Origin of the sequence: Stieleria tagensis (assembly GCF_024129865.1) — a bacterium.
In the GTDB taxonomy this organism is placed as follows: Bacteria; Planctomycetota; Planctomycetia; order Pirellulales; family Pirellulaceae; genus Stieleria; species Stieleria tagensis.
Genome location: NZ_JAMYFE010000030.1, coordinates 26,055 through 52,723 on the forward strand (window position 1 = coordinate 26,055; position 26,669 = coordinate 52,723).

15 protein-coding genes are annotated in these 26,669 nt (G+C 55.3%); 8 read left to right on the forward strand and 7 right to left on the reverse strand.

All coding sequences use genetic code 11. From position 1 onward, the window contains the following. Nucleotides 1–31: 31 nt before the first annotated feature. Nucleotides 32–733, reverse strand: coding sequence for an SGNH/GDSL hydrolase family protein (locus tag NHH03_RS05800; RefSeq protein ID WP_253154811.1), 702 nt, complete (start codon nucleotides 731–733; stop codon nucleotides 32–34). 357 nt (nucleotides 734–1,090) lie between these two features. Between NHH03_RS05800 and NHH03_RS05805 the strand changes: the two genes are divergently transcribed. The 4 genes from NHH03_RS05805 (at nucleotide 1,091) to NHH03_RS05820 (ending at nucleotide 7,283) form a co-directional block, all read left to right on the forward strand. Then, complete coding sequence (locus NHH03_RS05805) at nucleotides 1,091–2,194, forward strand: serine hydrolase domain-containing protein (RefSeq protein ID WP_253154812.1); 1,104 nt, start codon at nucleotides 1,091–1,093, stop codon at nucleotides 2,192–2,194. 129 nt (nucleotides 2,195–2,323) lie between these two features. Continuing rightward, a complete protein-coding gene (locus NHH03_RS05810; protein WP_253154813.1) occupies nucleotides 2,324–4,372 on the forward strand; it encodes a DUF1592 domain-containing protein in 2,049 nt (682 codons plus the stop codon). A gap of 124 nt (nucleotides 4,373–4,496) precedes the next feature. Beyond that, nucleotides 4,497–5,885, forward strand: coding sequence for a DUF1552 domain-containing protein (locus NHH03_RS05815; RefSeq protein ID WP_253154814.1), 1,389 nt, complete (start codon nucleotides 4,497–4,499; stop codon nucleotides 5,883–5,885). A gap of 48 nt (nucleotides 5,886–5,933) precedes the next feature. Beyond that, nucleotides 5,934–7,283, forward strand: coding sequence for a carbon-nitrogen hydrolase family protein (locus NHH03_RS05820; RefSeq protein WP_253154815.1), 1,350 nt, complete (start codon nucleotides 5,934–5,936; stop codon nucleotides 7,281–7,283). A gap of 90 nt (nucleotides 7,284–7,373) precedes the next feature. Here the strand turns inward: NHH03_RS05820 and NHH03_RS28120 are convergent, their stop codons facing one another. Next, a complete protein-coding gene (locus NHH03_RS28120; RefSeq protein ID WP_253154816.1) occupies nucleotides 7,374–8,948 on the reverse strand; it encodes a FlgO family outer membrane protein in 1,575 nt (524 codons plus the stop codon). Nucleotides 8,949–9,148: 200 nt separating this feature from the next. On the opposite strand from NHH03_RS28120, the gene NHH03_RS05830 reads away from it, so the two are divergent. Further along, complete coding sequence (locus NHH03_RS05830) at nucleotides 9,149–10,597, forward strand: neutral/alkaline non-lysosomal ceramidase N-terminal domain-containing protein (protein ID WP_253154817.1); 1,449 nt, start codon at nucleotides 9,149–9,151, stop codon at nucleotides 10,595–10,597. Between the two features lie 25 nt (nucleotides 10,598–10,622). Continuing rightward, nucleotides 10,623–12,344 carry an amidohydrolase gene (locus NHH03_RS05835; RefSeq protein ID WP_253154818.1) on the forward strand — a complete coding sequence of 574 codons (1,722 nt, stop codon included), beginning with the start codon at nucleotides 10,623–10,625 and terminating at the stop codon, nucleotides 12,342–12,344. A gap of 6 nt (nucleotides 12,345–12,350) precedes the next feature. Here NHH03_RS05835 and NHH03_RS05840 read toward each other — a convergent pair whose 3' ends face one another. The 5 genes from NHH03_RS05840 to NHH03_RS05860 all read right to left on the reverse strand — a co-directional run bounded on the left by NHH03_RS05840 (nucleotide 12,351) and on the right by NHH03_RS05860 (nucleotide 21,878). Next, entirely contained in the window at nucleotides 12,351–14,489 is a 2,139-nt protein-coding gene (locus NHH03_RS05840) for an acetylxylan esterase (RefSeq protein ID WP_253154819.1), read from the reverse strand. Nucleotides 14,490–14,630: 141 nt separating this feature from the next. Continuing rightward, entirely contained in the window at nucleotides 14,631–14,780 is a 150-nt protein-coding gene (locus NHH03_RS05845; protein WP_253154820.1) for a hypothetical protein, read from the reverse strand. Nucleotides 14,781–14,806: 26 nt separating this feature from the next. Next, nucleotides 14,807–16,267, reverse strand: coding sequence for a sulfatase family protein (locus NHH03_RS05850; RefSeq protein ID WP_253154821.1), 1,461 nt, complete (start codon nucleotides 16,265–16,267; stop codon nucleotides 14,807–14,809). A gap of 218 nt (nucleotides 16,268–16,485) precedes the next feature. After that, nucleotides 16,486–17,409 carry a DUF6528 family protein gene (locus NHH03_RS05855; RefSeq protein ID WP_253154822.1) on the reverse strand — a complete coding sequence of 308 codons (924 nt, stop codon included), beginning with the start codon at nucleotides 17,407–17,409 and terminating at the stop codon, nucleotides 16,486–16,488. Between the two features lie 311 nt (nucleotides 17,410–17,720). Continuing rightward, nucleotides 17,721–21,878, reverse strand: a complete 4,158-nt coding sequence (locus NHH03_RS05860) for a neutral/alkaline non-lysosomal ceramidase N-terminal domain-containing protein (protein WP_261364109.1) — start codon at nucleotides 21,876–21,878, stop codon at nucleotides 17,721–17,723. Nucleotides 21,879–22,466: 588 nt separating this feature from the next. Between NHH03_RS05860 and NHH03_RS05865 the strand changes: the two genes are divergently transcribed. Together NHH03_RS05865 and NHH03_RS05870 are read left to right on the forward strand one after the other, a co-directional pair. After that, on the forward strand, nucleotides 22,467–23,348 hold the full coding sequence (locus NHH03_RS05865) for a nucleoside monophosphate kinase (protein WP_253154824.1): 882 nt from the start codon (nucleotides 22,467–22,469) through the stop codon (nucleotides 23,346–23,348). Between the two features lie 65 nt (nucleotides 23,349–23,413). Continuing rightward, nucleotides 23,414–26,668, forward strand: coding sequence for an FAD-dependent oxidoreductase (locus NHH03_RS05870; protein WP_253154825.1), 3,255 nt, complete (start codon nucleotides 23,414–23,416; stop codon nucleotides 26,666–26,668). Nucleotide 26,669 lies beyond the last annotated feature (1 nt).

Below are 26,669 nucleotides of genomic sequence, written 5' to 3' on the forward strand. Positions count from 1 at the left end.
TCGGTTTCAGACGCCTTTTCCCGTCCTTCCGCTATGGTTTTTCGCCTGGATTTGATTGCTTGTCCTTCAGGGCTTTCAGGATATGGTCGGTGACCTGTTGTCCGATCTTTCGGTAACCATCCTGTGTATAGTGGACATTACCTGGACTCGCAAAATCGTCCGCAGAAAACTGTTTGGTAAGCGAGTGAAGATCATTAATGAGGATGCCGTTTTTCTTCATGATTTTGGCTGCCACTTCATTGTATTTCACGTCGTCGCCCACAATGCGACCTGCTTCTTCCTTGGGCACAACGGTCGTATTTGCCCAGATCAATTTTGCATCGGTTCTTTTTAGGCGAGACACAAGCTCATCAAGATTCGTCTCGTACTGTTCCAGGGAGGTGGTGACAGTTCCGTTTACTTTATCTCTGCGTCCTTGCACCTTCGATTCCGGGTGGCGATAACAGAGATCCCATAGCCCCCAGTTGAAATGAATGACATCCCATTGGGTGTTTCCAATCCACTGATCTAACTTGGCCAATCCTGTGCCGGTGTGCTGAGCATTGCCTTTATGATGTTTGACAACAGCCTTGCCGTCGAGCTGTTGCACGACATACGGAGTAAATGCCATCGATATTGAGTCTCCTATAATCAATACGTTTGGCAAATCGGCTTCCGTAGCGGTCTCCGCTACAAGCAGTGTGGGGCACGAGATATTCGTGAGCAATAGCAGTGTGATCAGCAATCGATTCATTGTCGATTTCTCTTCTCTCTAGTTGGCGAGCAAGTTTTGGCGGGCAAGTGATTGTAGACTTTTGTCCTTCTCTCCGTCCGATGCCAAACGCCGGGGTATCTGGATTCAGCGGAAATTGGAATTTAACAACGGGCAAAGATCGCTGGATAGCGGCCACGTGCCCTTGTCCTTCGCCCGGACTCTATCGTCGCTCGACGGTGCTGCGGACCTGCTATGATGGGTACCCCCAACCAACATCCACGGGCAACGGAAATCCGCTCGGCCCATGGATGCATGCCCACCCGATAATTGCCCACCCCGGCGACTGTGTTGCGTGTCTCCTTTGACCGAACAAGTTGCAAGTCGATTGGCCGCGCTGTGAAACGACGAATTTTTCTAGGAACTGGATTTGCTCTGACGCTTTGTCGGCGCACGAGTGCTGGTCTTGATGAATCGCAGCTTGAAAGCGCTGGCAGAATCCTGGCCAATGCTGCTGAGCAGGGCGAGGTTCAATCGAGTGCGTTGTACGTCCAGCAGGGGTCGGACGTCTTTTCGCGAACCTACGGCCTGGCTCGCGACACCGATGCGATGTTCCTGCTGGCATCCATTTCAAAAACGATTTCAATCGCGGCCGTGATGACGCTTTTCGACGACGGCCGTTTTGGGTTGGATGATCGCGTGCAGCGGTACCTTCCCGAATTCCAAGGCGATGGGCGTGAGACGATCACCGTCGGCCAGTTGATGACGCATGTCTCTGGCCTTCCCGATCAACTGCCCGACAACAGCCGTCTGCGCGCGTCGCATGCGTCGCTGTCGGAATTCGTTGCGGCGGCGGTCAAAACGCCGCTGCTGTTCCAACCCGGGACGCAATACAGCTATTCAAGCATGGCAATTTTGCTGGCCACGGAAGTCGCCCGGCGGATCAGCGGTCGTTCGATTGCAGACTTGGCGCAGGCAAAGATCTACGAACCGCTGCGGATGACGCGATCAGCGATGGGGCTCGGGGCATTCAAAATCACTGATGTCGTGATGAACCAGGTCGATCGGGCTGCGCCCGAATCGGGCGCAGGCGATCCATCGACAAAGTCTTGGGACTGGAACAGCCCGTACTGGAGAAACCTCGGAGCACCTTGGGGAGCTGCACACGGTTCGGCAGAAGACGTCGCTCGATTTCTGCACGAGTTTCTGCAGCCAACCGGAAAGATCCTTCAGCGGGAAACCATCAAGCTCATGATTGAGAATCAGAATCCACCGAACATTCGACCACGCGGGCTGGGATTTGATCTCGGCCAAATCGGCAATACGCCGTACTTGAGTGACAAAACTTTTGGGCACACTGGATCCACGGGAACGATCTGTTGGGCCGATCCATCAACGGATTCGATCTGCGTGATTCTGACGACGCTTCCCCACCGAGCGGTTTCTCCACATCCCAGAGATCTCGTCGCAACACGTGTCGCCCAGATGTTACAGAGACCCTAACACGAATGACAAATGAGTTTCCGACCGTGCGCCGGAGTCCAGTCCGGCGAGCGGCGCGACAGACAAGATGTCCGTCGTACAGCAGGCGGCATTGTTATCTGCCGCTTGCCTAAACCTGCAATGACTACAATGAACAGATACGAAGATGAGTGCCAGATGAGCTTGCGCGTGACAATGATGGCAGCACGATTTTTGCGTGGCGCAGCTGCGCTGATGTTACTGGGCATTTTGTGTGATTGCTCCAGCACGTGTTCGGCTCAGTCGCCAAACGATGGAACGTTGGTGGAGAACAAGGCCGACGCTGAGGAATTTTTTCGTAAACGTGTCACTCCGTTCATCAAGACTTACTGCCTGGAGTGCCATCAAAACAGGCGACCGACGGAGGCGGGACTCAGTTTTACTCCGGCGCTGGATACTCCGGGGCATGCTGCCTTTAGCGAAAAATGGAAGAAAGCAGCCGCCAGAGTGAAGGCACACGACATGCCACCGGACGGTTTGGAGCAGCCGAGCGATGAAGAACGTCAAATGTTCCTGCAGTGGCTCGACAAAGTCAAATATCTTAGTTCCAAAGATCCTGGAACGTTTGTAATTCGACGATTGACGAAAACGGAATACAGCAACACGCTGCACGATCTGTTTGGTGTCGATCGAAAGGTCGCCGATGTTTTGCCGGATGAAGTCAGTGGCGAGGGCTATCTCAATTCAATCTCGCCACTACAGCTTGAACACTATCTTTCAATCGCCGAAGAAGTGCTGAACCAGGTCTTTCCGTACGACGGACTTCCGGTCAGTCGAGTGCCAGAAACGTCGAACAAGCTGTCCGACGTACAGCAGAACGAATTTTCATCGACGCACGAGACAGGAACCGCTACAGCAATAGTTGATCGATCGTTATCTGGTCAGGCTCCCGCGTCGAAGGAAGAACGCCGGGCGGCGGCACGAAAGGTTGCCGAGTCGTTGGCGAAGAAAGTTTACCGACGACCGCCATCGGATGACGAACTCAACGTGCTGGTGAACGTGTTCGACTTGGGACAAGAAAATAAACTCTCTTATCCGGCGGCGTTGCGTTTGATGCTCAAAGCAATGCTGGTTTCTCCCCAATTCTTGTTCATCACTCCAGCGGAAAAATTTGATACGGAAGCAAAGATCGTTCCTCTGGACGATCACCAACTCGCCTCGCGTTTGTCATATCTGCTATGGGCCACAATGCCTGACGACGAACTGATTTCGCTGGCTGATTCCGGAAAGCTGCACGAGCCGACGATTCTGAAAAAGCAAGTCAAACGCATGCTGGAGGATTCTCGTTCACGAGCCTTGTTTGACGGCTTCGGTGCGCAGTGGCTAGGAGTGGGTGATTTGGACAACCAGACGTTTGATCCGGTTGAATTCCCGGAGATGACGGCTCCGATGCGCGAGGCAATGTACGACGAAGCTCGCCTGTTTTTTCAGAGTATTGTTCGCGAGAATCAAAGCATTGCTGGCTTTATCGATAGCGATTACACGTACCTCAATGAAAACCTGGCCTCCCTCTACGGCCTAGACAAGACCGTTACCGGCACCGAGATGCGCAGAGTCGACTTGACCGATAAAAATCGAGGGGGGATCTTGGGCATGCCTGGAATTCTTTCGGCGACGTCCTTTCCCGATCGAACCAGTCCCGTCATTCGAGGCGTGTGGGTGCTGGAACAAGTACTCGGGGACAATGTGCCCTCTGCTCCGCCAGACGTCCCGGCATTGGAAAAACAGGACCAACAATCGGTTGCCAATCTCACCCTGCGCGAGCGCACGGAACTGCACCGCACGGATCCCGTCTGCGCCAATTGCCATCGGTTACTCGATCCGATCGGGTTTGGTCTGGAGAATTTCGATGCAATCGGCCGCTGGCGTGACCAGGACGATAACGGGCAGCCGATTGACGCTTCGGGAGAGCTTCCAGACGGAAGTCGTTTTTCGAGCCCACAAGAGTTGAAGGCCATGATCGCCGGACGTCTCGATGACTTTTCTCGAAATCTGGTAGAAAAACTGTTAGCGTACGCCTTATGCCGAGGGCTGGAAGGCTATGACGAAATCGTGGTGGATCGGTTGATGCAGGAGATCGCTCAGGATGGCTACCGCATGCAGACCCTCGTCACAGCGGTTGTCACCAGTTACCCCTTCACGCATCGCCGAACCGAGTGAGAGACAAGCAGCAGCACACACCACCGTACGACGGACATCCAGTCCGTAGAAATCAATTATTCTCAAGCGGCGGGCTAGAAGCCCGTCGTGCAACGATGATGCAATTCAACTGAAAGGCAATCCAATGAGCAAGAACACAACCATTGATCGTCGCGCGTGCCTGAAAGGCGCGGGAACGGCTCTCGCCTTGCCCCTCTTGGATGCCATGGGCTGGGCGGAAGCAAGCGAAACGAATGCGTCCAAGCTTCCTGTCCGAATGGGGTTCATGTACATGCCCCATGGCGTGATTATGGATCAGTTCTGGCCCACCGATGCAGAGAGCTTCCTGACGTCGCCGCCACCAGCACTCGATTCTCTGCGCCCCGTTTTGGATCAATGCTTGATGATGAAGGGCATTGCGGGAGTTCCCAACGGTCCGTTTAAAGGCGCGCCTCACGCACTCGAACTCTCGACGTGGCTGACGGCAGCGTTGCCGGCCCCAGACAAGCGGGACGAGATCAGTATCTCGATCTCTGCCGATCAAATTGCCGCAGTCGCCCTGGGAGCTTTCACCACGTTGCCCTCGCTGGAGCTTGCCACGATGCCTCAAACATGGAAGGAAAACCAGGCAGGGCTGAACGAAGCCTATTACTCCCACTGTAGCTTTCGCTCTCCGACGCAGGCGGTCCCCGCCGAGACCAATCCGCGCAACGTACTCAATCGCTTGTTTAACAAAACGGAACAGAGCGGCGGGCGCACTTCGACAGGGATCAGTCCATTAGACCGAAACATGTTGGACTTGGTCCTAGGCGGTGCACGGGATTTGCGACGCACCTTGCCAGTCGCCGACCAGCGAAAACTGGACGAGTACTTGGGCAGCGTTCGCTCGGTGGAACGACGGATTGCCGCCATCGAACTGCGGCAAAAGGAGGCCGCTATGGAGAAGGCGGGGGTTCGATCCAGCCGGCGCAATGAATCCGATTCCCCACCGATCGAGATCAAGATTCCCGAGGGAGACCGGCGCAGTGAATACATGCAAGTCATGTGCGACCTGAACGTGCTGGCATTTCAGACCGACACAACCCGCGTTTGCACCTACATTGGCTCGACTCCCAATGGTGTGTCGTATCCCGAACTCGGCTTCAATGACCAGCACCATTCGACCACTCACCACAACAATGACGCAACGAAAGTTGGCAAGGTGGCCGCGATCACCGCGTTCAACATCGAACAGTTTGCCTACATGGTAAAAAAGATGCACGGGTTGCGAGAAGGCGACGGCACGCTGCTGGACAACTGCATCATGATGTGGGGTTCTGGGCTAGAAAACGGCGACAGGCACACACGAGAAAACCTGCCCTTTATCATTGCTGGACGTGGAGGCGGTTCGATCAACACGGGACGCTTCCTTTCCGACGTGAAAGGAAACCAAGGCGACCTACTAACCACCTTGCTGACCTGTGCCGGGGTCCCACTCGACCGTCCCGTTGGAATCGCAACCAAACAAATCAAAGAGATCGCCGCGAAGTCGTAGAATGGATGCCTGAGGCATCGGTTTTCCCAACCTAGAGAGAATGAGACCGTGCGAAACAATTTGCGACTTTTCCTGTTCGCCGCGTTAACGATAGTTTTCATCGCACCCGATGTGATTTCCGGACAGCCAAACCGTGACGACTGGACGGCGTCGTCGCCGCGAGATGAGATTCGTCCCACTTTCGAGTCCAGCAATGAGGGCGGACACAACGGCGACGGTGTGCTGTCGATCACCGCAGACGATCGCGAGGGACTAATGGGGCATTGGCAGAAAACGATCGCAGTGGACGGCGGCCGGCATTATCAATTCTCAGTCTGGCGTCGCACCGATGGGATCGACGTTGTGCGTCGCGCGGCAATGGCGAGAGTCATTTGGTTGGACAAGGACGGTGAGCGACCGAAACGTGATCAGGTTTCCGTTTCACGACTGCCTGCTACGAAACCGAGGTCCGAACCGGAGTTTCCCGTCGATGGCGAAACCGACGGCGACTGGACAAGGATCGTTGGAAACTATCGCGCCCCCTCGACGGCAACACGGGCGGTGATCGAACTGCACTTCCGCTGGGGACCGCCCCGTTCGAGCGTCTCGTGGAGCGACGCGGCCCTGATCGCGACAGAGCCACTGGAACCGAGGATCGTTCGACTCGCGACCGTTCACTATCGGCCCCAAGGGGGAACCACCAACCGGGAAAAGTGTGAATTGTTCGCACCGCTGATCGCTGATGCCGCCAAGCAGAAAGCCGACCTTGTCGTGTTACCCGAAACGCTGACTCACTACCGAAAAGGTGTCGCGTATTCTGAATCCGCCGAAACCATTCCCGGACCATCGACAGAATACTTTGGAAGCCTTGCGAAGCGGCACGACCTATACATCGTCGCCGGTTTGCTCGAACGCGACGGCCACTTGATCTACAACACCGCGGCACTGCTCGGCCCCGATGGCGAACTGGTTGGCAAGTACCGAAAGGTGTCACTACCGCGCAGCGAGATCGAAGGAGGCATCATGCCCGGCAAGGACTATCCGGTTTTCGACACGCGGTTCGGCAAAGTCGGCATGATGATCTGCTATGACGGCTTCTTTCCCGAAGTCGCACGCGAGTTGAGCAATCGTGGAGCGGAGGTCATCGCGTGGCCGGTGTGGGGATGCAATCCACTGCTCGGTGCGGCACGGGCTTGCGAGAACCACACTTATGTCATCAGTAGCACCTACACCGATGTTACAGCCGACTGGATGATCTCGGCCGTCTACGGACACAACGGGAAACCGCTGGCACAGGCATCCCGATGGGGAACCGTCGCGGTCGCGGAAGTCGATTTGAACAAGCCAATGCATTGGTACAGTCTTGGCGATTTTAAAGCCCAGATTGTACGCCACCGCCCCGTGACTCCACTGGAGTAAGCAGCGTGTCACGTCCCTGGATTGGCTGATTGACTGAAGGATTTCGATGGCACGCAGGAAGGCGGTTTTGCGAATTCCTTGGTTCCCAGCTTATTTCAAGGAAACGCTCAGATACTCTCCGCCGCCACCGAAAAACAGGGGTGAATTTTTAGAATGCAGAAAGGGCGCAAAGTCGCGGAGGTTCGAGATCGTGGTATGAATGTCGTCGTCGGTTGGGCCATCACCTCCCGGATCAACTACGAAAGTGACTGCGTCGCCTTGTTTGATGATTCGGACAGCATGCGGCCCCGGTCCGACGACTTCACCAATTTCCTCACTACCTAACCTGAAACGATTCAATTCAACGAGTCCCGCGACGTGTCCGGTTTGCTTTCGGGTCGGTGTGATGTGCAAATAAACACAGTCCTTCAATCCGTTATAGCTTCGGTCTGCCAGACCAAACCCGATCCCGATCGACGCATGCCAGTCCGTTGGCCCGAAATCAAAGGTGACTTCGAACTCAAAGTCCTTGCCGACAAAATCGGCATCTTTGGTTCGTATGGCCCCCTGTTTATCGTTGGCGAATTCATCGAATCCCTGGATTCGTATTCCCTCGTTGCTTGTACGAGCGTAACGAGATGAAGTCGTAAGAAAATGAGGGAGCCGAATACTATGCCCCAATTTAGCCACGCCACCGGCGGTCGCGACGCTCGCGCTCGATCGACTGCCCACAATTCCGGATTGAACAGGAGATGCATTTGCGAGACTAACAAACGAGGATGCCGCTAGAACGATCTCACCAGAGCCGACATCAACCAGTCTCACAAAGGCCGTCCCACTGTTGCCTCGAGGAACAATTTTTCCGACCACCGCATAATTGGCCCCGGCCAACTTGCCCAACTTGCTTGCCTGATTCGATTCAAACAAGATCGTGTTTTGGGCCGCAAGCTCGGACAAGACATCGTCCAGCTTTGCCCGTTCGACCGTTCGAATTTTGGCTTGTACCAACGCAGTGGTTATCTCTTCGCTCAAAGTGACCCCTGCGGTTGAGAGCGTGCCATCGTCGTTTTGAATGGGACAAACAGCCACCGTCATTTCGTCGTTCAATTCGATTTCGTCGCCAACCTGCAATTCAATCTCAAGACTGCTCGTGATTCGCGCCTTGGAGAAAGCCTCGTGCACCTCAACGGTCTCCAGCTCTGAGATTTTGGGCCGCTCTATTGCGAGCACTTTCCCTGTGTCTGGATCAACGATCTCTCCCATGTTGCGGTAGACGGAAAACACTGAACCTTTGCGAATCCCGTCACCTTTCCCGAGCGTTAGGTAAACGACTTGGTTGGTCACTTTGGCCACTTTTCCGGTTTTCTGCCTACGATCCGTTAGCAGGCCGATTCGCCAAGCCATCAGTCGTGGAAGCCCAACTAGACGCACTGCATCATCGGGCGAAAAAGGATCTTTGACCTGTTTTACATCGCTCTTATTGATCCGCATCTCAGCATTTGAGACCAAATCGTAAAAGCGAACGTGATCTGCGGCGTTTTCGATGACCTGCCCAACCAAAACCTGGTTTGACTTCGTATCGACCCGCATCAGACTCGGGGCACCGTCGTCCTGAGAAAATGCGGGTTGGCAAGCAAAGAGGCAGACCGAGAAAAATGCAAACAGTCGCAGTGTTTTAAGTGACACAGATTCTCCTTTGATTGGTCAGCGCAAACGGCCGCATTGTAAACTCGGCATTTGCCGGGTGCAAATTACCCCTCCAATCATGAGCCGTAGGTGCGGTCCTGCCCTGGCAACACTTCATGAGCGAGCGGCCGAAGTGTTACGCGAGACAAATTAGACTGCCACCTTTTGTGTTGACGAACGAACCAACTTGGAATGAGTGAATGAAACCAACTGCACTTTTTGTTGCCACGGCCTTCCTGTTTCTAACAGCATCGGCATTCGGCGATGACTCCGTTGCCCCCGGCCGGAATTCCGCATGGAAGGCTGGAGCAGCGAAAGTCATGATCACGCCAGAGCAATCACTGTGGATGGCGGGATATTCCGCTCGAACTCGGCCGGCCGATGGCAAGCTGACCGAACTATGGGCGAAAGCGTTGGTGCTGGAGGACTCTAATGGTCATCGCGGTGTTGTCTTGACGCTGGATCTCGTCGGCATTGATCACACTCTCTCGCAAGCACTCTGCGACTCATTGAAAACGCAATACGGTCTGCAGCGTCAGCAAATCGCCATCTGCACTTCGCACACCCACAGTGGTCCCGTCGTCGGGCACAATCTTGCGCCACTGCACTACCTGTTGCTCGCGGAACCCCAACGACAATCGGTCGATGCTTGGGTCGCGACATTTCAAGAGAAAGTGGTGGCCATGGTCGGTGAAGCGATCGATCGACTCGCCCCCAGCGGGTTAACGTGGGGAAGCGGCACGGCGACGTTCGCGGTGAATCGCCGTGAAAACCCAGCAGCAATGGCTCCCCAGTGGCGAACCGACGGCAAACTGCTAGGCCCCAATGACCATGACGTTCCTGTGCTTGCCGTTCGAGACGCCGATGAAAACTTGACCGCCGTCTTGTTCGGATACGCCTGCCACGCGACAACCCTCAGCGGCTATCAATGGTCGGGTGACTATCCCGGATACGCTCAAATTGAGTTGGAAAACGAACATCCCGGATGTGTCGCATTGTTCTTTGCGGGTTGCGGTGCAGACCAGAATCCGCTGCCGCGCAGCAACGTCACCTTGGCGCAGCACTACGGCCGACGATTGGCAACTGCGGTCGATTCGGTCTTGATGACAACGCAAATGCGCCCGGTCGAAGGAGCGTTGCGGACGACGTTCGCTGAGATCGATCTGCCGTTGGATACCTTGCCAACGCGTGAGGAAATCGAGTTGAATTCAAAGTCCGGCAATCGATATGAGGAAGCGCGAGCGACGATGCTGCTCGATCAAATCGATGGCGGCATCCCGCTCAATCAAACGTATCCGTATCCCGTCAGCGTCTGGTCGATTGGCGATCAGATTCGGTTCGTCACTCTCGGCGGCGAGGTGGTTGTCGATTATGCGATTCGCCTTAAAAACGAATTAGCAGGCACTCAAACCTGGGTGGCGAGCTATGCAAACGACGTGATGGCCTATATTCCCTCGCGACGGGTACTTGGCGAGGGCGGTTATGAAGGTGGCGGGGCGACGGTTTATTATGGTTTACCCACCACGTGGTCGCCAAAAATCGAAAACGAAATTGTCAATGAAGTCCATCGACAAGCCGAACTCGTCTCGGCAAGCCACGCAGCTACAAACAAGCCGCCGAGCGCGTCGGCCCCGACGCAGCCCCACTGACCGCCGCGATTCTGAGAGCCCCATTATGAGACTTGCTGCTACGACATTGCTACTGCTGGCTTCAACCGTTGCGTTCGCGCAAGACGCCGACCTTGTGGTGCGGGGCGGCAAGATCGTTACCGTGGATGCTGATTTTCAAATCGTTGACGCGATGGCGATTCAACAGGGACGTATTGTGGCCATCGGGACTGCTGCCGAAATCGAATCCAAGATCGGCCCTGAAACACGCATCGTCGAATTGAAGGGACGGATGGTATTGCCGGGATTGATTGACTCGCATGTCCATCCGAGCAGTGCAAGCACGTATGAAGCCGATCATGAAATCCCGCAGATGGATTCGATTGCGGACGTGTTGGATTACGTTCGCGGGCGAGCCAAAGTGGTGCCCAAGGGCGAATGGATTCATTTGTCTCAGGTCTTTATCACTCGACTCCGCGAGCAACGCTACCCAACCCGTGCGGAATTGGACTCAGTAGCTCCTGAACATCCCGTCTCGTTCCGTACCGGGCCAGACGGGAGCACGAATTCGCTGGGGCTAAAAGAAAACGGCATCGACAAAGCATTCGCGGCCAAGCATCCCGACAATGTCATGGTTGATTCGGCCACCGGCGAGCCGAACGGGATTTTACGACAAGCAGCAACGGTCTTTGAGTCAAAGCCGGATCCGTCTGCAAAGAAGCTAAGTGTGTCCGATCGTGATGATCGACTGGAGATGTTGTTTGACGACTATAGTCGCTGGGGCATCACCGGTATCATTGATCGCAATTGCAGCGATTCCGCGCGGTCGCAGTATGCCCGATTGCTGAAATCGAATCGTTTGCGAATTCGTGTGCGGCTGTCACGAAGTTTGAATCCGCAAGGCGACTTTGCAGAAATTGAAGAGAGACTCGATGCGATTGCGTCCGATCCCTTCTGTGTCGATCCGGATCCAAGACTTGGGGTGATCGGCGTCAAAGTCTTTGAAGACGGCGGTATGTTGACCGGCAGTGCCTTCTTCAATCAACCCTGGGGCATTAGCACGATCTATGGCATTGAAGACCCTCGGTATCGTGGGATGCAATTCATCGATGAGCAACGAATCGAAGCACTGGTGGGCGCCTGTGCAAAACGCAAGCTCGCATTCACGGCCCATTGCCAGGGCGACGCGGCCGTCGAAACTCTCATGCGAGCTTATAAGAAAGTCAACCAGGAAATTCCGATCGGGCCAACGCGATCGACACTGACTCATTCCAGTTTTATGAGCAAGCAGTCGATCGAAGACGCGGCAGAACTTGGGATTGGCGTGGACCTGCAACCGGCCTGGTTGTACCTGGACGCCCGGACTTTGGTCGCTCAGTTTGGCGAAGAACGATTGCAGTACTTTATTCCGCTACGCAGCCTGTTCGAAGCCGGTGTGAAGTCTGGTGGCGGTAGTGACCACATGCAAAAGATCGGATCGTTGCGCAGCGTCAATCCTTACAATCCATTTCTCGGAATGTGGATTGCCGTCACACGGACGGCTCGCTGGCACGACCAACCAATCCACCCCGAACAGGCGCTGACGCGCGAACAAATGATCCGCTTTTACACGATCAACAACGCTTGGCTGATGCGTGCCGAAAAGGAGATCGGATCACTTGAACCAGGCAAGCGTGCCGATTTCATTATCATCGACAACGACCTGTTGGCATGCAGCGAGGACCAGATCCGAGAAACACAAGTCCAATCAACTTGGTTGGATGGGGAAAAACTATTCCCCTCTCAGTAAATTCACTTACTTTAGCAACCAATCGGCGGCCGCGGATTGCTGTTTTTCGGCTCCGCCGGTGTAGCTCACCAGCCCACTGTCATGGGAAGCGGACTGGTAGGCGGCGCTGATCGTTGCTGGCGTTTGGCTTTCGCCAGACAGCCACAGCGGGCGCGGAACTTGCAGTGCGACCAGTCCGGGTAGGTCCAGATACTTTGCTCCACCCGGCAAAAACATCGGATCACGATAGTCCAGTACCTGACCAAAACGAAACCCTTGGGTGTCGATGGCCATGCGGTCAATCGCATCGCCGGCAAGCCCACCGGCAACGGCAACGATGGGACCGGCGCCGCTCCAGCCGGCAATGGCAACGCTTTTAAGATCCGGGTTTGGACAGGGGCCGGTGTTCGCGTGACGCAGGAAGATCACGATGCTCAACACATCGTGGGCCCGCTTCGCAAACAAGGTGGGGTTGTAGCCGAACGTGTAGCCTGCGAACTCGCGGGGATTGGCAACGACACGAGTCTGTTTGATCGCTTCGCCACCCTGCAGCAACAGATCGGCGCCCAGCACAGCAGCGCCCGCTTGCACGAGCTTCATCGCCGCCGGGTTCACACTACCGTCGTCGCTGCAAACGGCGGACTTGCCGGAATCATCGATCCAGATCACGACACGACCATTCCATTGTTTTGGACACAACCAGACGGCGTTCACTTCTTCGCCGTGCGTCTGATTCAGTAGCGTCCCGGTGTGCTGCGCATAGTCGCCGCGATCCCGCTGCTCTTTGAGTGCCCAGCGCACGTCGCCTGCATCGGCGTAGCTGCGACCGACCAGAACCTCAGCGGCCGGGCGGATAACGTTGTCCAATCCTTCCGCTGTCGCCGCAGCGGATTGGAGTTGCTGCTCGGCGTCTTCGGTAAACCATGCCAACAAGTTGCGTTCAAAATCCGGATCGGCGGCTTTCGGTGCGGGATGTTTTTCGTCCCAGACGGTCAGCTGCTCGGGCGGTAGTGGATCGAAGTCTTGTTCGATCACAGGTGCCTGGGAACCGAGCTTGAAATGCTTGTTCAGGAACGTGTAGAAAGCGGAGCGAGTGACCGCGTTGTAGTTGTGTGGAAAGTGCTCACCCCGTTTTAGAAAGACGTTATCTCGCTTGCCGTACGCCGCGTAGAGTTGCTGTAGTTCAGGGAATCCCTTGGTGGCCAACTCTTTGGTCCAGTCGTCCGCGGTGTTCATGCCTTGCGGTCTTGGCGCGAACAAAGCGGCGAACTCGACGTTGCCCGTATTCACACGCAACAGGCTCGCGTTTTCGCAGGTACAGCCACCCTGCATCGCGGTGCTGACCATGACGACGGGAAAGGAGAGTTTGATGCGGTCATCGATCGCCGCCAGAATCATCGTCTGGGTTCCGCCGCCGCTGGCACCGGTGACGGCGACACGTTGCGGGTCCACCTCCGGCAGGCTCAGCAAAAAGTCCAGTCCGCGGACGGCGTTGAGCGTTTGCAGACCCATGACATTCTGGCAATGCGCTTCGGCCTGCGGGCTGAATAGACCCCAGTCCTTTGTCGTGTTCATCTCCGGCCGCTGTTTGGCAAACCCATGGACAAGTTCACGTGAGAGCTGAATTGAATCCGAATCCCCCAGCATGTCCCACTGCCAAACCACACAACCCATCATGGCCAGCTGGCGACACTGCGATTGGTACGTGCTGCGTCCGGCTCGCTCGAATCGCTCCGCGCCGTCTGTGATTTGGCTGCGCAATGTGTTCGAGGGTGTCAGGTACAACCGCGCATCTTTGCGGTGACCGTGCGCCAGCATGACTCCCGGCACCTTGCCTTGGATGTTTGTCGGCCGGTACAGATTGCCGGTGACGAAGAAACCGGGCGCGCTCTCGAAATAGACTTTCTCCACCGTATAACCATCGCCCTCGATTTTGCCATGAACCACCGGATTGAGAGGGGTCTTGGTCGGCATCGGCCAAAGACCGGTCGCCACCAGAATCTGTCGCCGTACGTCTTCCTTGCGTTGTTCCCACTGCTCCAGCGATTCCGGCGGATTGAATGGGAAATAGCCGTCCAAATCCTTGAGTGGCTGATGTCGAACGTCTTCGGCGGAAGCCGTCACAGTGACGCACAGCAGAACGACGAGAGCGATGACATGTTTCATGGTTTGATGATGCCTGATTTAAACAAGTGAAAATGTGGGATCGGTTCGACGGTTCCATTTGCGAGCGATGCGGGTGTGCATCTTGCACTCCCGTCGAAAACCTAGCTGGTTCCCTTGCCATATCGCCGACTTTGAAACACCTTAGGCTGATGAATATCCGAAAGTTAAGTGCCGTGAAAAACAACGTTCTGGATCGGTGGGTTGATCGTTCATCCCTTGCGCATAGGGCAAACCATCGATCACCGAGACGTTGAATTCTGTCTGATCAAAAACTCGTTGTTGATCGTTCATGCCCATCATCCTATTGCTCGGAACCTTTAATAGTCACGAAACGGTCCCCGTGGCTCTGCAGCATCCATTTCGTCGAGCCATGCCTGGTATCGCTCGCGTACATGGCTTAATTGTTGAGGATTTTTTGCCGATAGGTCATTGGTTTCAGTTGGGTCGACATCCAGGTCGAAAAGGCCGCCGTTATCACCCATCTGAACCCATTTCCAATTGCCGACACGCGCGCCGATCAAACCGCGTCGCTTCCAGAACATTTCTTTGCGTGGCGAAGCCGTTTCCCCGCGAATCGTCGGCCACCAATCAAATCCATCCAGGACGACGCCGGTTGGCGCGTCGACGCCCGCCGCAGCGGCAAAACTCGGCAGCAGTTCGAGACTCGTTAAAAACTCGTCGTTGACGGCGTCCGCTTTGACGCCCCCGCCTGGCCAGCGCACGATGCAGGGAACTCGTATGCCGCCCTCCCACGTTTGCCCTTTGTGCCCCCGAAGCGGTGAGTTGTCCGCGCCGCCGCTGCCGCCGTTGTCAGAGAAAAAGACCACGATCGTATCATCGAGAATCTGTTTCTTTTCTAATACGTCAAGCATGTCGCCGATCGCAGCGTCCATGCAGGTGACCGCTGCGCGGTAGTCGCGACGTCTCGCTTGGGAAGTCGCGACAGTTGCTGGTGTCCCGTAACGATACTTATCCGTAACCCGCGTTTCTGCTTCAACGGCTGGATACATCTGCTTGAACGAATCGGGTGCTTGGACCGAAGAACGTATCTTGGGATCAAGTGACGACGAGTTGTGCGGCGCGTTAAAGGGAACATACAGAAAGAAAGGGTCTTCGCCGGCATGCTGGTGAAGAAAACGAATCGCCTCTCGTTGAAATAGAAACGTGCAATAGGTGCCTTTGTCTGCTTCGGTGGGCGACAAATTGCGGACCATACAGGGAACGCCGTAGCGTTCATGCGTGAAATAGTCGATGCCGGTGTTGACGAATCCGTAGAAATCATCGAAGCCTCGCGACGTGGGTAACATTCGCTTGAGCGCCCCCAAGTCCCACTTGCCGTAGATACCGCTCTTGTAGCCAGCGGGTTTCAACACGGCCGGAATGATGACTTCGCGCGCGTCCATCCCGCCGATTCGTTCAAATGTCACCGCGTATTCGTCGGGTGTATAACGGTGGCCGTAATCGGGAGCCTCGTTGCGGATCATGTCATAGATCCCGTTGCGTTGCGGATACCGCCCTGTCAGCAAACTGGCCCGCGACGGCGTACAGGCGGGCCACGAAACGTAGAAGTTCGTCAGACGAGTGCCCTCATTTGCCAGCCGGTCAAGTGCCGGCGTGATAATGCCGTTGCCGAGTAAACCAAGATCGTTGTAGCCCTGATCGTCCGAGACGATCAACAAAATGTTGGGACGATCAGCCGCTTGACCGCCGCCAGCATGGAACACCGAAACAACTGCGATCAGCAGGCCAACAGTCAAGAATCGAGCGTAAGATGTCATCGCGGTTTTACTCATAACACAAAACTTAAAGCATGGCCGATATCAGAAACGTGTTGGTAGAAAAATGTTTTGATCAGCATTCTAACGTTGCGCCAATTGATCTGTGCGGCCAGGACTCTCCTCATTGGATGAATCTGACTGCATTCACGAGTGCCGTTTGCCATTGATCGCGAAATCAAGCTTCACCTGAGAACGAACAATGGGGTTCGTGTTGGGCATCACTGTCGAGAATCGCTCTCTGGTGACCGGAGCGGAGTGTCCCAGCGGACTTTGTAGAGTCGCTCATCGGCTAACTTCAGTTTTTTTCCGTCCGTAAATCGGATCGTGTCACTCCACCAATTCTCCGCCGTCGCTTGGTGGAACACAATGCGATCGGATGCGACATTGCGATCCACTGACTTGACCTTTGCTTGGTCGCCAAAGCCATCGGCGACTGCGAAAGCGAGCGTGTCGCAGTCGAACTTCAGCACCTGGGTGTCGGTTGTGACGAACAGTTGCTTGCCGTCACGGTTGGGCGAAAGATCGTGACCACCGTTGCTTGGTAGAGGCGTGCGTGATCGTACCGTCCAGCGTTCCTGGGCAGCCGATTTAGTATCGGCGACTAGCGCCAGCAGTTCTTTTTCTCCGAGAGCCCAGAGGCACTGACGCTTTGCGTCCCAAACGGTTCCGTGGGCGCCCAGCAAGGGAATGGCCTGCACCACGGCAGCAGGCTTTTGATTGTCGTCGCGATTAAAGAACTGCACTTGATCGCCGCCAGTGCTCGACGCAACCGCAAGCTGGCGACCGGGCAACAAGCAGGCGCTGTGGGCATTCTTCGACACGGCAAAAAATTGACTTTCTTTTGTGCTGCGATCAATCAGCGCCACACCGCCACTTGATGATGTGATCAACAGCAATTCATCTTCATACGGTTTGCAATCATCCGTTGTCCTAAATCTCTTATGAAATTCTGACGGTATCGACGGAGACTGCGTCGCTTGCCAAACCCACTTTTTTTCTTGTGGCCGCTCAAGAGTGGTGACAAAGACCTGTTCGGCGCCGCAACAAATCAAGTCATGTGGATCCGCCATCGCATCGGCCGGAGTCAAAGCCAACGCAATGATGCAGGCAGCGAAGCATGTTCGTGTTCTTGTCCAGGTCATTTTGGATTCGTTCATCATCGATCTCGAAATTGATTTTAAAAAATTGTCGCGGATCGCTCCGCCGATCCGTTGCACAACGTCAAGCATTACCAACAGGTCAGAACATTGTATTTTTGTACGTTGGTGATGCACTATCGTGTTGAGTTTGCATCGACACCATCGATGTCGGAACACACCGTCTTCTATGATTTTTCAATCGAGCAAGCGGTTCAGTGTTTTCAATGGTGCCTTCAAGAACGCCCCCAGACATAATCGCTACGCATCTGACTTACTACGAAAAAATGGCCGACACTTTTGTTATTCGACTGTGACTACTTGGCTGGTTGCGTCTGCAGGTGGGCCAGGATGTGTTTAAGTGCCTCTGGCTTGAGGACCTCTTCCAGGCCTTCGGGCATTAGTGAAACACCTGAATTTTTAAACTGCTCGATCTCTTGGCGACGGACCGTGGTTCGTCTGCCGTTGGCGTGTGCCAGGGTGATGCTTTGCCCGGCTTCTTCTTCGATTGCACCGACCAACACGCGCTGATCGTCTGTCATGACCACATAGCTTTGATACTTCGGATCGACCGCTCGGTTGGGATCCAGGATCGCAGTCACGAGTGCCAGGTCGCTGCGATCGGTCAGGTTTTCCAAACTGGCTCCGACGGCTTGTCTCTGCCCATCTGCCACATGGCAAACCGCGCAATGTTGCTTGAACAGCACGGCGCCTTGGGCTGGGTCGCGATTGTCGTCCAGTTCGGCGAGATACTGCCGCACCAAAGCCTGTTTTTCGACACTGCCGGTGGTGCGAGTCACACGTTCGGCACGGACTCGCATGGACCGCGATCCTGTGAACGTCAATTGCCGCCGTGCTGCTGTGCTGATGTCTCGAACCGGAATCGTTTTATTCTCCAGTGCCGTTAACAGCTGTTCCGTCCAAAATTGACGTTCCAGCATTTTCGCCACGCAATGTTCGCGGATACTGTTTGACATCGAGGGCCAACGTGCTGCCAGGTCAACGCAAACCTGAGCGTCGGCAAACGAGCTCAATCGGTCGATCGCTTGGCGCTGCACCTGCTGGGGCGTTTGTGGGTCGATCAGATCAAGTAAAAATTGAGTCTCGTTGTCTGGCGAATTGATCCCGATACCAACGAGGTTGAGTGCGGTGCATCGATCGTCTTCGCTTTGGGTTACATCATTCGCCAACTGGATCGCACGAGCATAGAGCGGCTGGAGCAGTGTTGTGATTTGATCAGACTGCTTGGATCGTGTCGCCCTGATCAGGCTGGCCGCCAAATTCAAGTGTGACATGAAATCCGCTTTCGGATCCGCAAATGCTTGGGCATACTCTGATGCAAAATCCACGCCGTTGGCTTGGGCGGTGATGATCAGGTCCGTTAAGAGTTGAGTGGGAACTTCGGCCTGAACGGCATCATGGTTCAGCAAGATCGACAGCATTGCTTTCGCATGGGGTACCGCTGAGGAACTAACAGCGCGGGCGACCCAGTGATCCGGTTGATTCATTGCAATGGCGGCCAGTATTTTTGCTGCATCGGGATCGTTCGTCTCGCCCAAGGACAGCGCAGTCTGAAGCACGACTCGCGGGTCACTGTGGGTTGCCGTTTTTGCCAAGCTCTCTAATAACTCGGGCTCCGCTTTTAATCGTAACTCGGCAATCCGAACCGCAACCATCAAGGCACCCGGGTGTGGGTCTTTCAGAATCTCAGTCAACAATTCCGTGTCGAGCTTTCCCTGGTGCTCCAAGACCGAGATCGCGTGGACCCTCGCTTCGGGGCTTTGCTGATCGCGGGCCAATTTGACAAGCAAGTCCATTGCGGACGGATCATTGCGTTCGATAATCCACTGCTGAACTAGATCGCGAAGGGCGCCGTTTTCAGATTGCAGCTGTTGAACCAGATGTTGCGTCGTGAGCTGATCGAATCGAATCATTGGTTTTCGTTTCGCATCGCTGGGCTTGATTCGGTAGATGCGGCCTCGGTCCGATCCCGCTCGCAGATCCAATCGTGCTTGCCAAGCGTCGGGAATCCACTCGGGGTGTTCGATCGTTTCACGATACATATCCACGATGTAGAGGGTATCGTCGGGAGCGATCAGTGCGCGGACGGGCCGAAACCAGGGGTCGGTCGAAGCCAAAAACTCACGATTGGTTTCCAGGGGGCCTCGCGATGCTTTGTAGCTGGAGCGATCGGGTTGCAAGACAGCGCGGTGAACCAAGTTGTGAACCGGTTCGCAGATGAATGCCGTATCATTTTTGCCGACGTCGAAGGTGGGCAACCGTGCGACGATCGCACTACACGCCGATGTGAACCGTCCGGCAGCAAACAGATCATTAAAACGCTCGGTGGCGGCTGTCGCAGCGAAGACCGGAGGAGCGATCGGAGGATCGAAGAGTGGATTGCTGCTACCCGAATAGGAAACATGCTGGTTTCGTCTCAAGTATCGATCATCGATAGGAAAGTGAAACATTGGATTAGAGTTATCGTTTCCAAACCACTGTCCCCAATCATTTCGACTGCGAACGAACTGAGTCCGCCCGTTGGTGGTGGCGATATGGCCGGTGTCGGGCCATATCTGGACATCATGCCCCGAAGCGTCCACCGATTCGCCGGTGATGCTTGTCAATTCTCCCAGATTGTCGCCGGCGGCTAGGTGCAGGGAATGATCGAGCCCGTAGCTGAATCCGTTGACACGATGTTGCGGGTTGGCAAGACGAAATCCGGAGTAGAGCTTTTGAATGTCGTCGGCCTTGCCATCGCCGTTGGTATCGGTGGCGTACAGCACGTCCGGCGCAGCAGTGATCAACACGCCGTCTCCCCAGGGCATCACACCGGTGGGAAACGACAGGTCGGTCAGGAATTCCGTTGCCTTGTCATAGATCCCGTCACCGTCTGTATCTGAAAGCGTCTTCACGGTGCCGCCGTTTTCGCCTTCGGGATAGTCGCCCATTTCAACGACCCACAATTGCCCTTTTGCATCAAAGGCAATGTTGATCGGGTCTTGAACGAGTGGCTCCGACGCAACCAGTTCGATTTCATAGCCTTCGGTCAACTGAATCAATCGAGCGGAATCTTCAGCATCAATCGGTTTGGATCGACCGCGCGATCGCAACAGTTCTTCGACACGACGAATCAGCAAGTCCTCGGTCCCACTTGCCCAAGGTCCAGCAAGTCCGTAATAGATGCCGCTGCGATCGTACTCGTATCCGCCTTCGGCGATCATCTTTTCGCTGGCGATGTAGCCCAGAACATCATTGGCATAGGCCGTTACCCAAAGCGCAGGATCATCGAGAACCTTTTTGAGACGCAGGGAGTAGTCCGCAACGACCTCACCGGCCAGAAACACCATTGTCAGCCGATCGCCGAACTGCCACGACTGAATGGGAACCGGATGGGTGGCTGGCAGGCGATGATCTCGCTGGAGAGTTTCAAGCAGTGCTTGGGCATGCCGTTTGGTTTGCGGTCGAGATTTCGGATCGGCAACCCGCTGCTGGAGTTCTTCTTGAGTTGGCAATTCAAACGACAAGGCCGCATAGTCAAATCGAGCCTCGATCGGCGCGTCGATTGGCACGGATTCTCCTGCGACGAGCCGAGTGACTTCGGCGGCGAGTGTCAGGCCATGCACTTTGGCTGCATCGACCGTACCGCGAGGTTCGGGGTTCGCATCGGCCCCACATCCGATCGTGCAAAGCGCGACAGCACCGTCATAGGTCGCTTCTAAGTTTGTCGCAGCATACCCAGCCCAGTCGGCGTTGATCTTGTAGTGGTCGGCTCCAATGGTCGTGCAGTGGCAGGCGTAGTTGAAAACGATTCCGCGAACTTCGTTGTCCTGGTTGCAGATCTTTAGCACAGGAACGGTGTGATCGACGACGCCGTCGGCCTGGACGCCGAACGTCGACCATCGTCCATCTTTCAGAACACGCCGATTGGCCGCAAAGGCTGCCGTTCCAATCGTGTACGAAAGTCTGGCGGGAACCAAGTCGGCGATCGCCAGATCCACGGACTCGAGAATTCCCTTTTTCAGTGTGTCTTTATATCGGTTGCCCGCCGCAACCTCGTTTTCGCTGAGTTCAACCTCAAAGATGTTGGTCAATTCACTGGTCAAGTCGGGACCTGCATGCGTGTGCGTGCTGCACAACGCGATTCGCTCCCGGTCGATCCCATGCTTTTCCCGAATCGCAGTGGCTAATTCTCGCGATAGCGAACCGGGCAGTCCGATGGTGTCCACCGAGACCAGTAGCGACACCTGATCATCACCGCTGGATTTCAACGCCATACATCGGGCGTGCAAGGGGGTATCGATGCCGTCATGGGGGCGATCGCGACTGCCGTAACCCGCCATGCGAACGGGTTCTGCGGGAGTCACATCCACTCGAGAAAAGCCCGCTTGCCATGTGCTGTCTTGAGAAACGCAAAGGGATGGGAGGCAAGTACAAACGATGGTCGCCGCCAATAATCCGGTCAAATGACGCATGAAAACGTTCTCTCTGCCAAATGGGGGAAGGTGGGGCCGTTCATGGTATCCGAACGCACCTCCGACGTCGCGTTTTTTGAAGTTCCGCTCTGATTGCAACCCGACACTTTGGGCTACCAAAATGAATTCATGAGTTTCGATCGGTGATCAGGCGAAGGAAACCAAGAACCTGTGCGGCAGCGAACATCTGTGCTACCAGTTTTTGTGCCAATCCAACCTGCGAATTGAGCAAGCGCATTTGCCAATAGACTTGGTGCAGAAAGCCTTGACACCCGAACCTCGTTTTCATCATGGCCGATGACATCGGCGCGCCGGTCAATTCCCAACGTCCGCAGTCACTTTCGATCAGCTGAGCTTGGTAGACTGTTTCTCGTCTGGTCATATTCGTCCGCCGATGAAGGGCGAGTCGTGTGAACGCATAAGAAAGTCATCATGGTTCAAAGAAACGAGCGGAATCCGAACACTCTTTTTGTGGAGGTGTCTGGCGCAGGGCTGCCCGAAGTGAATGGTCTGTTCGTTCCGTCAACGGCCCCTCCAGCCCAATCGGAATCGGGAACGGTCTCCAGTTTGGGTTACTGGAATGGCAAAATGGCATGGGATCGAGCCGATGGCAAATGCGATCGAAGCCCGGCCCTCTCATACTCCAACACCTACCAATCGTGGCGAATCTGTCGTCTCGATGGGCATCTCGCCTATGACATGACCTGCGACGATGAATTGCCGCCTACCGATAGGCAATGGCACGTCTATAAAAAGGGAGTCGCACCTGCACCGAAGGTCGTCATCCATCACTACGACCCCAGACAACCCTGTCCCAAACCGAACGTTGTGTTTGTGCTTGGAGGCCCCGGCGCTGGAAAAGGAACGATGTGCGAACTTGCCGAGTCACAGCTCGGCTGGACGCACCTATCAACGGGCGACCTACTTCGAACGGCGCGCGACGCGGGGGGGCCAACCGGCGCCGCCATCGACGAGATTCTTGCTGCGGGGAAGTTGGTGCCCAATGAAATCACCGTGACGTTGCTCAGCAATGCCATGGAGAACGTCACCCGGACGACCGGCAAGAACAATTTTTTGCTCGATGGATTCCCTCGCTCCCTGGATAACTTGGAAGGCTGGTACGCGATCTTCGGCCGCGAAGCGGAACTGCCAAAGATGTTGTACTTTGAATGCCCCTACCCGGTTCTTGAATCACGTATTCTGGGCCGCGCAAAGTACACCGGTCGAACCGACGACAACCCGCAGAGCTTGAAGCTAAGATTTGACACCTTCAAGGCGGAAACGCTGCCGACCATCGAAAGATTCAAGAGTCAAAACAAGTGCGTGGAAATCGACACCAGTCAAGATCGCCAGAGCGTCTATTCGCTCGTCCAACGCAGCCTCGCTGAATACACCGACAAAAACTTCGCTGCCAAACCGCTCTCCGAAAGAGCAGAGATGCTTCTCGGTTTGCGACCTTTTCCCAACTGATCGCCCAGCAAGAACGTTGTCTCGATCACCTCTCCGTCGCTGACGCGCCGAGCTAGGAAAAACCAATGTGCCCCGCCCCAGTTTCAGTCCATTCTCGCGTCACGGCAGTCATCCTGTTCGGCTGTTTCCTCTGCCTGCCGCTGAACGCAACCGCCATTGAAACCGATGTCTGTGTTTACGGCGGCACGTCCGGCGGCGTATTGGCAGCGGTACAGGTGGCGAGAATGGGAAAACGAGTCGTACTCATCGAACCTGGGCGACACCTTGGTGGCATGACTGCGGCAGGACTGAGCGCCGTTGATATCGGAGACCCTCGCAGTATCGGCGGGATCACGCGCGAGTACTTCACGCGATTGGTTGCCAGCTACGGAAAAGAACTTGACTGGGGAATTGCGTTCCAGAACAACGGCGGCCCGGCAACCGGTGGAGCCTACTCGATCGAGCCGCACGTTGCCGAAGCGTTGTTCGATTCGATGGTTGAAGAAGCCGGAGTCGTCGTGCTGCGTGATACGCGTATGAAATCCGTTCGCAACGAGGGAGCTCGCATCGTTGAAATCGAAACGGAAAACGGGCATACGGTTCGCGCCAAAATCTTCATCGACACGACGTATGAAGGCGACTTGATGGCAGCCGCAGGCGTTCATTTCACTCTGATGCGTGAAGGCAACGCCAAGTACGGCGAACACTACAACGGAATTCACTACACCGACAAGTACCAGCCCAGAACAGGCCATAGACAGCCGAAAGCCAACGGTCGCGTCCCCGGTGGCCAGGGCGTTTGGGACCGCGATTTCCCGCTTGACCCCTACATGGTCAAGGGCAATCCGGCCAGCGGCCTGCTGCCGTTAATCAATGACGGGGAACCGGGAACGGATGGGGAACCTGCGCCCGGCGTGATGGCGTATTGTTTTCGCCTGTGCCTGACGACCGACAAATCGAATCGCATTCCGATCACACCGCCAGCGGACTACGACCGAGATCGATACGAACTGGTCGCACGCTTTATCGACGCCTGCGTTGCCAACGGCGATGACATGGATCTGCGCTGGTTCAGCAAGCACGATCCCCTGCCCAATTCCAAATGGGATTTCAACACGGCAACCTTCGGCGGCAACTTGCCGGGCGCAAGTTGGCAGTGGCCCGAAGCCAGCTATGATCGCCGCGCTGAAATTGCAACGGAGATCGAAAACTATCACCGCGGCCTGCTTCATTTTCTGACGACTGATTCGCGAGTGCCGGCAAAAGTGCGGAGCGAAATGAAGCGGTTCGGATTGCCGAAGGATGAGTTCACCGACAACGGTGGCTGGCCGCATCAGCTGTACATCCGCGAAGGCCGACGCATGGTCAGCGATCTGGTCCTGACGGAACACCACACGTTCGGGCGCTCGACGGCGCCCCAATCCATCGGACTGGGATCTTACGGCACCGACGTTCATGAAATTCGTCGTATCGTCAAGGACGGTGTGGTTGCTCGTGAAGGGAAAGTGGCCGGCGGGCGAGGCGGATTCGGTCCGTACAACATTGGTTACGGGGCGATCGTGCCAAAGCAAGCGGAATGTGAAAACCTGTTCGTCACCTTTGCACTTTCCGCAAGCCATACCGCCTTCGCCAGTATTCGCATGGAACCGGTGCTGATGGTCACCAGCCAGTCAGCCGCCACGGCCGCATGTCTTGCGATCGATGCGGACGTTCCTGTCCAGCAAGTTGATTATGACCGACTGCGGTCACGTCTAGTGGCTGATGGACAGGTATTGGAATGGACGTTTGACAAAGGGAATGCTTCGCCGCGAAAGATTACCAAGGCTGCTGATCTTCCTGGAATCGCAATGGACGACACCGACGCAAAGTTCACCGGCGATTGGATTCAAAGTTCCGGCCAGCCATCGTTGATCGGATTGTCGTACCGGCACGACGGCAACACCGACCGGGGGCAAAAATCAGCGACATTCACACCGGTGATTCCTCACGATGGCCGCTACGAGGTCCGACTGCTTTACACGTCGCACGCGAACCGCTCGACAAAAACCAAAGTCACGGTTCGCAGTGTCGATGGTGACCAAACGGTGTCCGTTGACCAGCAACAGCCGGCACTGGTCGATGAAGTGCCGCGATCGCTGGGCACATTTCAGTTCCAGCAAGGCACGTCCGGTCAGATTGTCATTTCCAATGAGGGATCCGATGGATACGTTGCGGTTGATGGTATCCAGTTGGTTCCAGTTGAAACACTTTGGGATCCCAATGTTGCAGTGCCTTCGGCGGCGGAATTGCTGGATATTCCTGGCATTGAATTTTCCGTGGTGAAGCAGCATGAACCGGAAACCGACAAGTTCGACTGGCTACATGGAATTGCTTTGGTGTGGCACGGCGATCGTTTATTCGCGAGTTTTGGGCACAATCACGGCAAAGAGAATACTGCATCCGAGATGGCAAATTATTGCATCAGCTCCGATGGCGGCGCGTCGTGGTCAAGTGTCAAACTGATCGATGAAGGCGAGGAAGCGAACCATGCGGTCAGTCATGGTGTGTTTCTAAATCATGGCGGCCAACTCTGGGCCTTTCATGGCGCATTCAACGGCCGGATGAGAAAAATTCACACGCGAGCTTACCTTTGGGACGAAACGACGGAGGTGTGGACCAAGCAGGGCACGGTGATGGAAGAAGGCTTCTGGCCGATGCAGGAACCGCAGCCAATGGCAGACGGCAACTGGTTGATGGCGGGATTGCAGGTTGTCGAGGGGATTGGCAAACCAAACAATCCAGCCGCGGTCGCAATCAGCCATGGCAATGACCTGCTGAAATGGGATCTGGTTTCAATCCCCAAACCGGCGGACGTCAACATGTGGGGCGAATCGACCGTCCTGGTCGATGGCTCAGACGTCGTGAATGTTTCGCGTTATCAAAAACCGATCGCATTGTGGTCGACAAGCCATGACTTCGGACGCACCTGGACAATGATGCAAGAAAGCAATCTGCCGATGGCCGCTTCGAAACCGTACGCCGGAGTCCTTTCCACCGGACAAAGGTACTTGATCGGCAACACTACCTCGGGCAACCAAAACCGGCGTTGGCCACTGACGATCACCGTGACCGCCCCAAACGAATCTCAGTTCTGTCGAACTTACCGCATCCGCGATGCAATCCACGTCGGCCCAGGCGAATCGCACGCAAAGGCATCCTTGTCCTACCCCTATGCGGTCGAGCACAACGGCAAGCTCTATGTTGGCTACTCCAACAACGGAGGCCGCGGGGCCAACCGAAATTCCGCCGAACTGGCAATCATTCCTGTCGAATCGCTAGCACCCCCATCACCCAATGACTGAA

Excerpts from the sequence above, each read along its gene's own strand:
- NHH03_RS05800 (WP_253154811.1), bottom strand. The coding sequence starts at position 733 with ATGAATCGATTGCTGATCACACTGCTATTGCTCACGAATATCTCGTGC.
- NHH03_RS05810 (WP_253154813.1), top strand. The coding sequence starts at position 2,324 with ATGAACAGATACGAAGATGAGTGCCAGATGAGCTTGCGCGTGACAATG.
- NHH03_RS05815 (WP_253154814.1), top strand. The coding sequence starts at position 4,497 with ATGAGCAAGAACACAACCATTGATCGTCGCGCGTGCCTGAAAGGCGCG.
- NHH03_RS05830 (WP_253154817.1), top strand. The coding sequence starts at position 9,149 with ATGAAACCAACTGCACTTTTTGTTGCCACGGCCTTCCTGTTTCTAACA.
- NHH03_RS05835 (WP_253154818.1), top strand. The coding sequence starts at position 10,623 with ATGAGACTTGCTGCTACGACATTGCTACTGCTGGCTTCAACCGTTGCG.
- NHH03_RS05840 (WP_253154819.1), bottom strand. The coding sequence starts at position 14,489 with ATGAAACATGTCATCGCTCTCGTCGTTCTGCTGTGCGTCACTGTGACG.
- NHH03_RS05845 (WP_253154820.1), bottom strand. The coding sequence starts at position 14,780 with ATGAACGATCAACAACGAGTTTTTGATCAGACAGAATTCAACGTCTCG.
- NHH03_RS05850 (WP_253154821.1), bottom strand. The coding sequence starts at position 16,267 with ATGACATCTTACGCTCGATTCTTGACTGTTGGCCTGCTGATCGCAGTT.
- NHH03_RS05855 (WP_253154822.1), bottom strand. The coding sequence starts at position 17,409 with ATGACCTGGACAAGAACACGAACATGCTTCGCTGCCTGCATCATTGCG.
- NHH03_RS05860 (WP_261364109.1), bottom strand. The coding sequence starts at position 21,878 with ATGCGTCATTTGACCGGATTATTGGCGGCGACCATCGTTTGTACTTGC.
- NHH03_RS05865 (WP_253154824.1), top strand. The coding sequence starts at position 22,467 with ATGGCATGGGATCGAGCCGATGGCAAATGCGATCGAAGCCCGGCCCTC.
- NHH03_RS05870 (WP_253154825.1), top strand. The coding sequence starts at position 23,414 with ATGTGCCCCGCCCCAGTTTCAGTCCATTCTCGCGTCACGGCAGTCATC.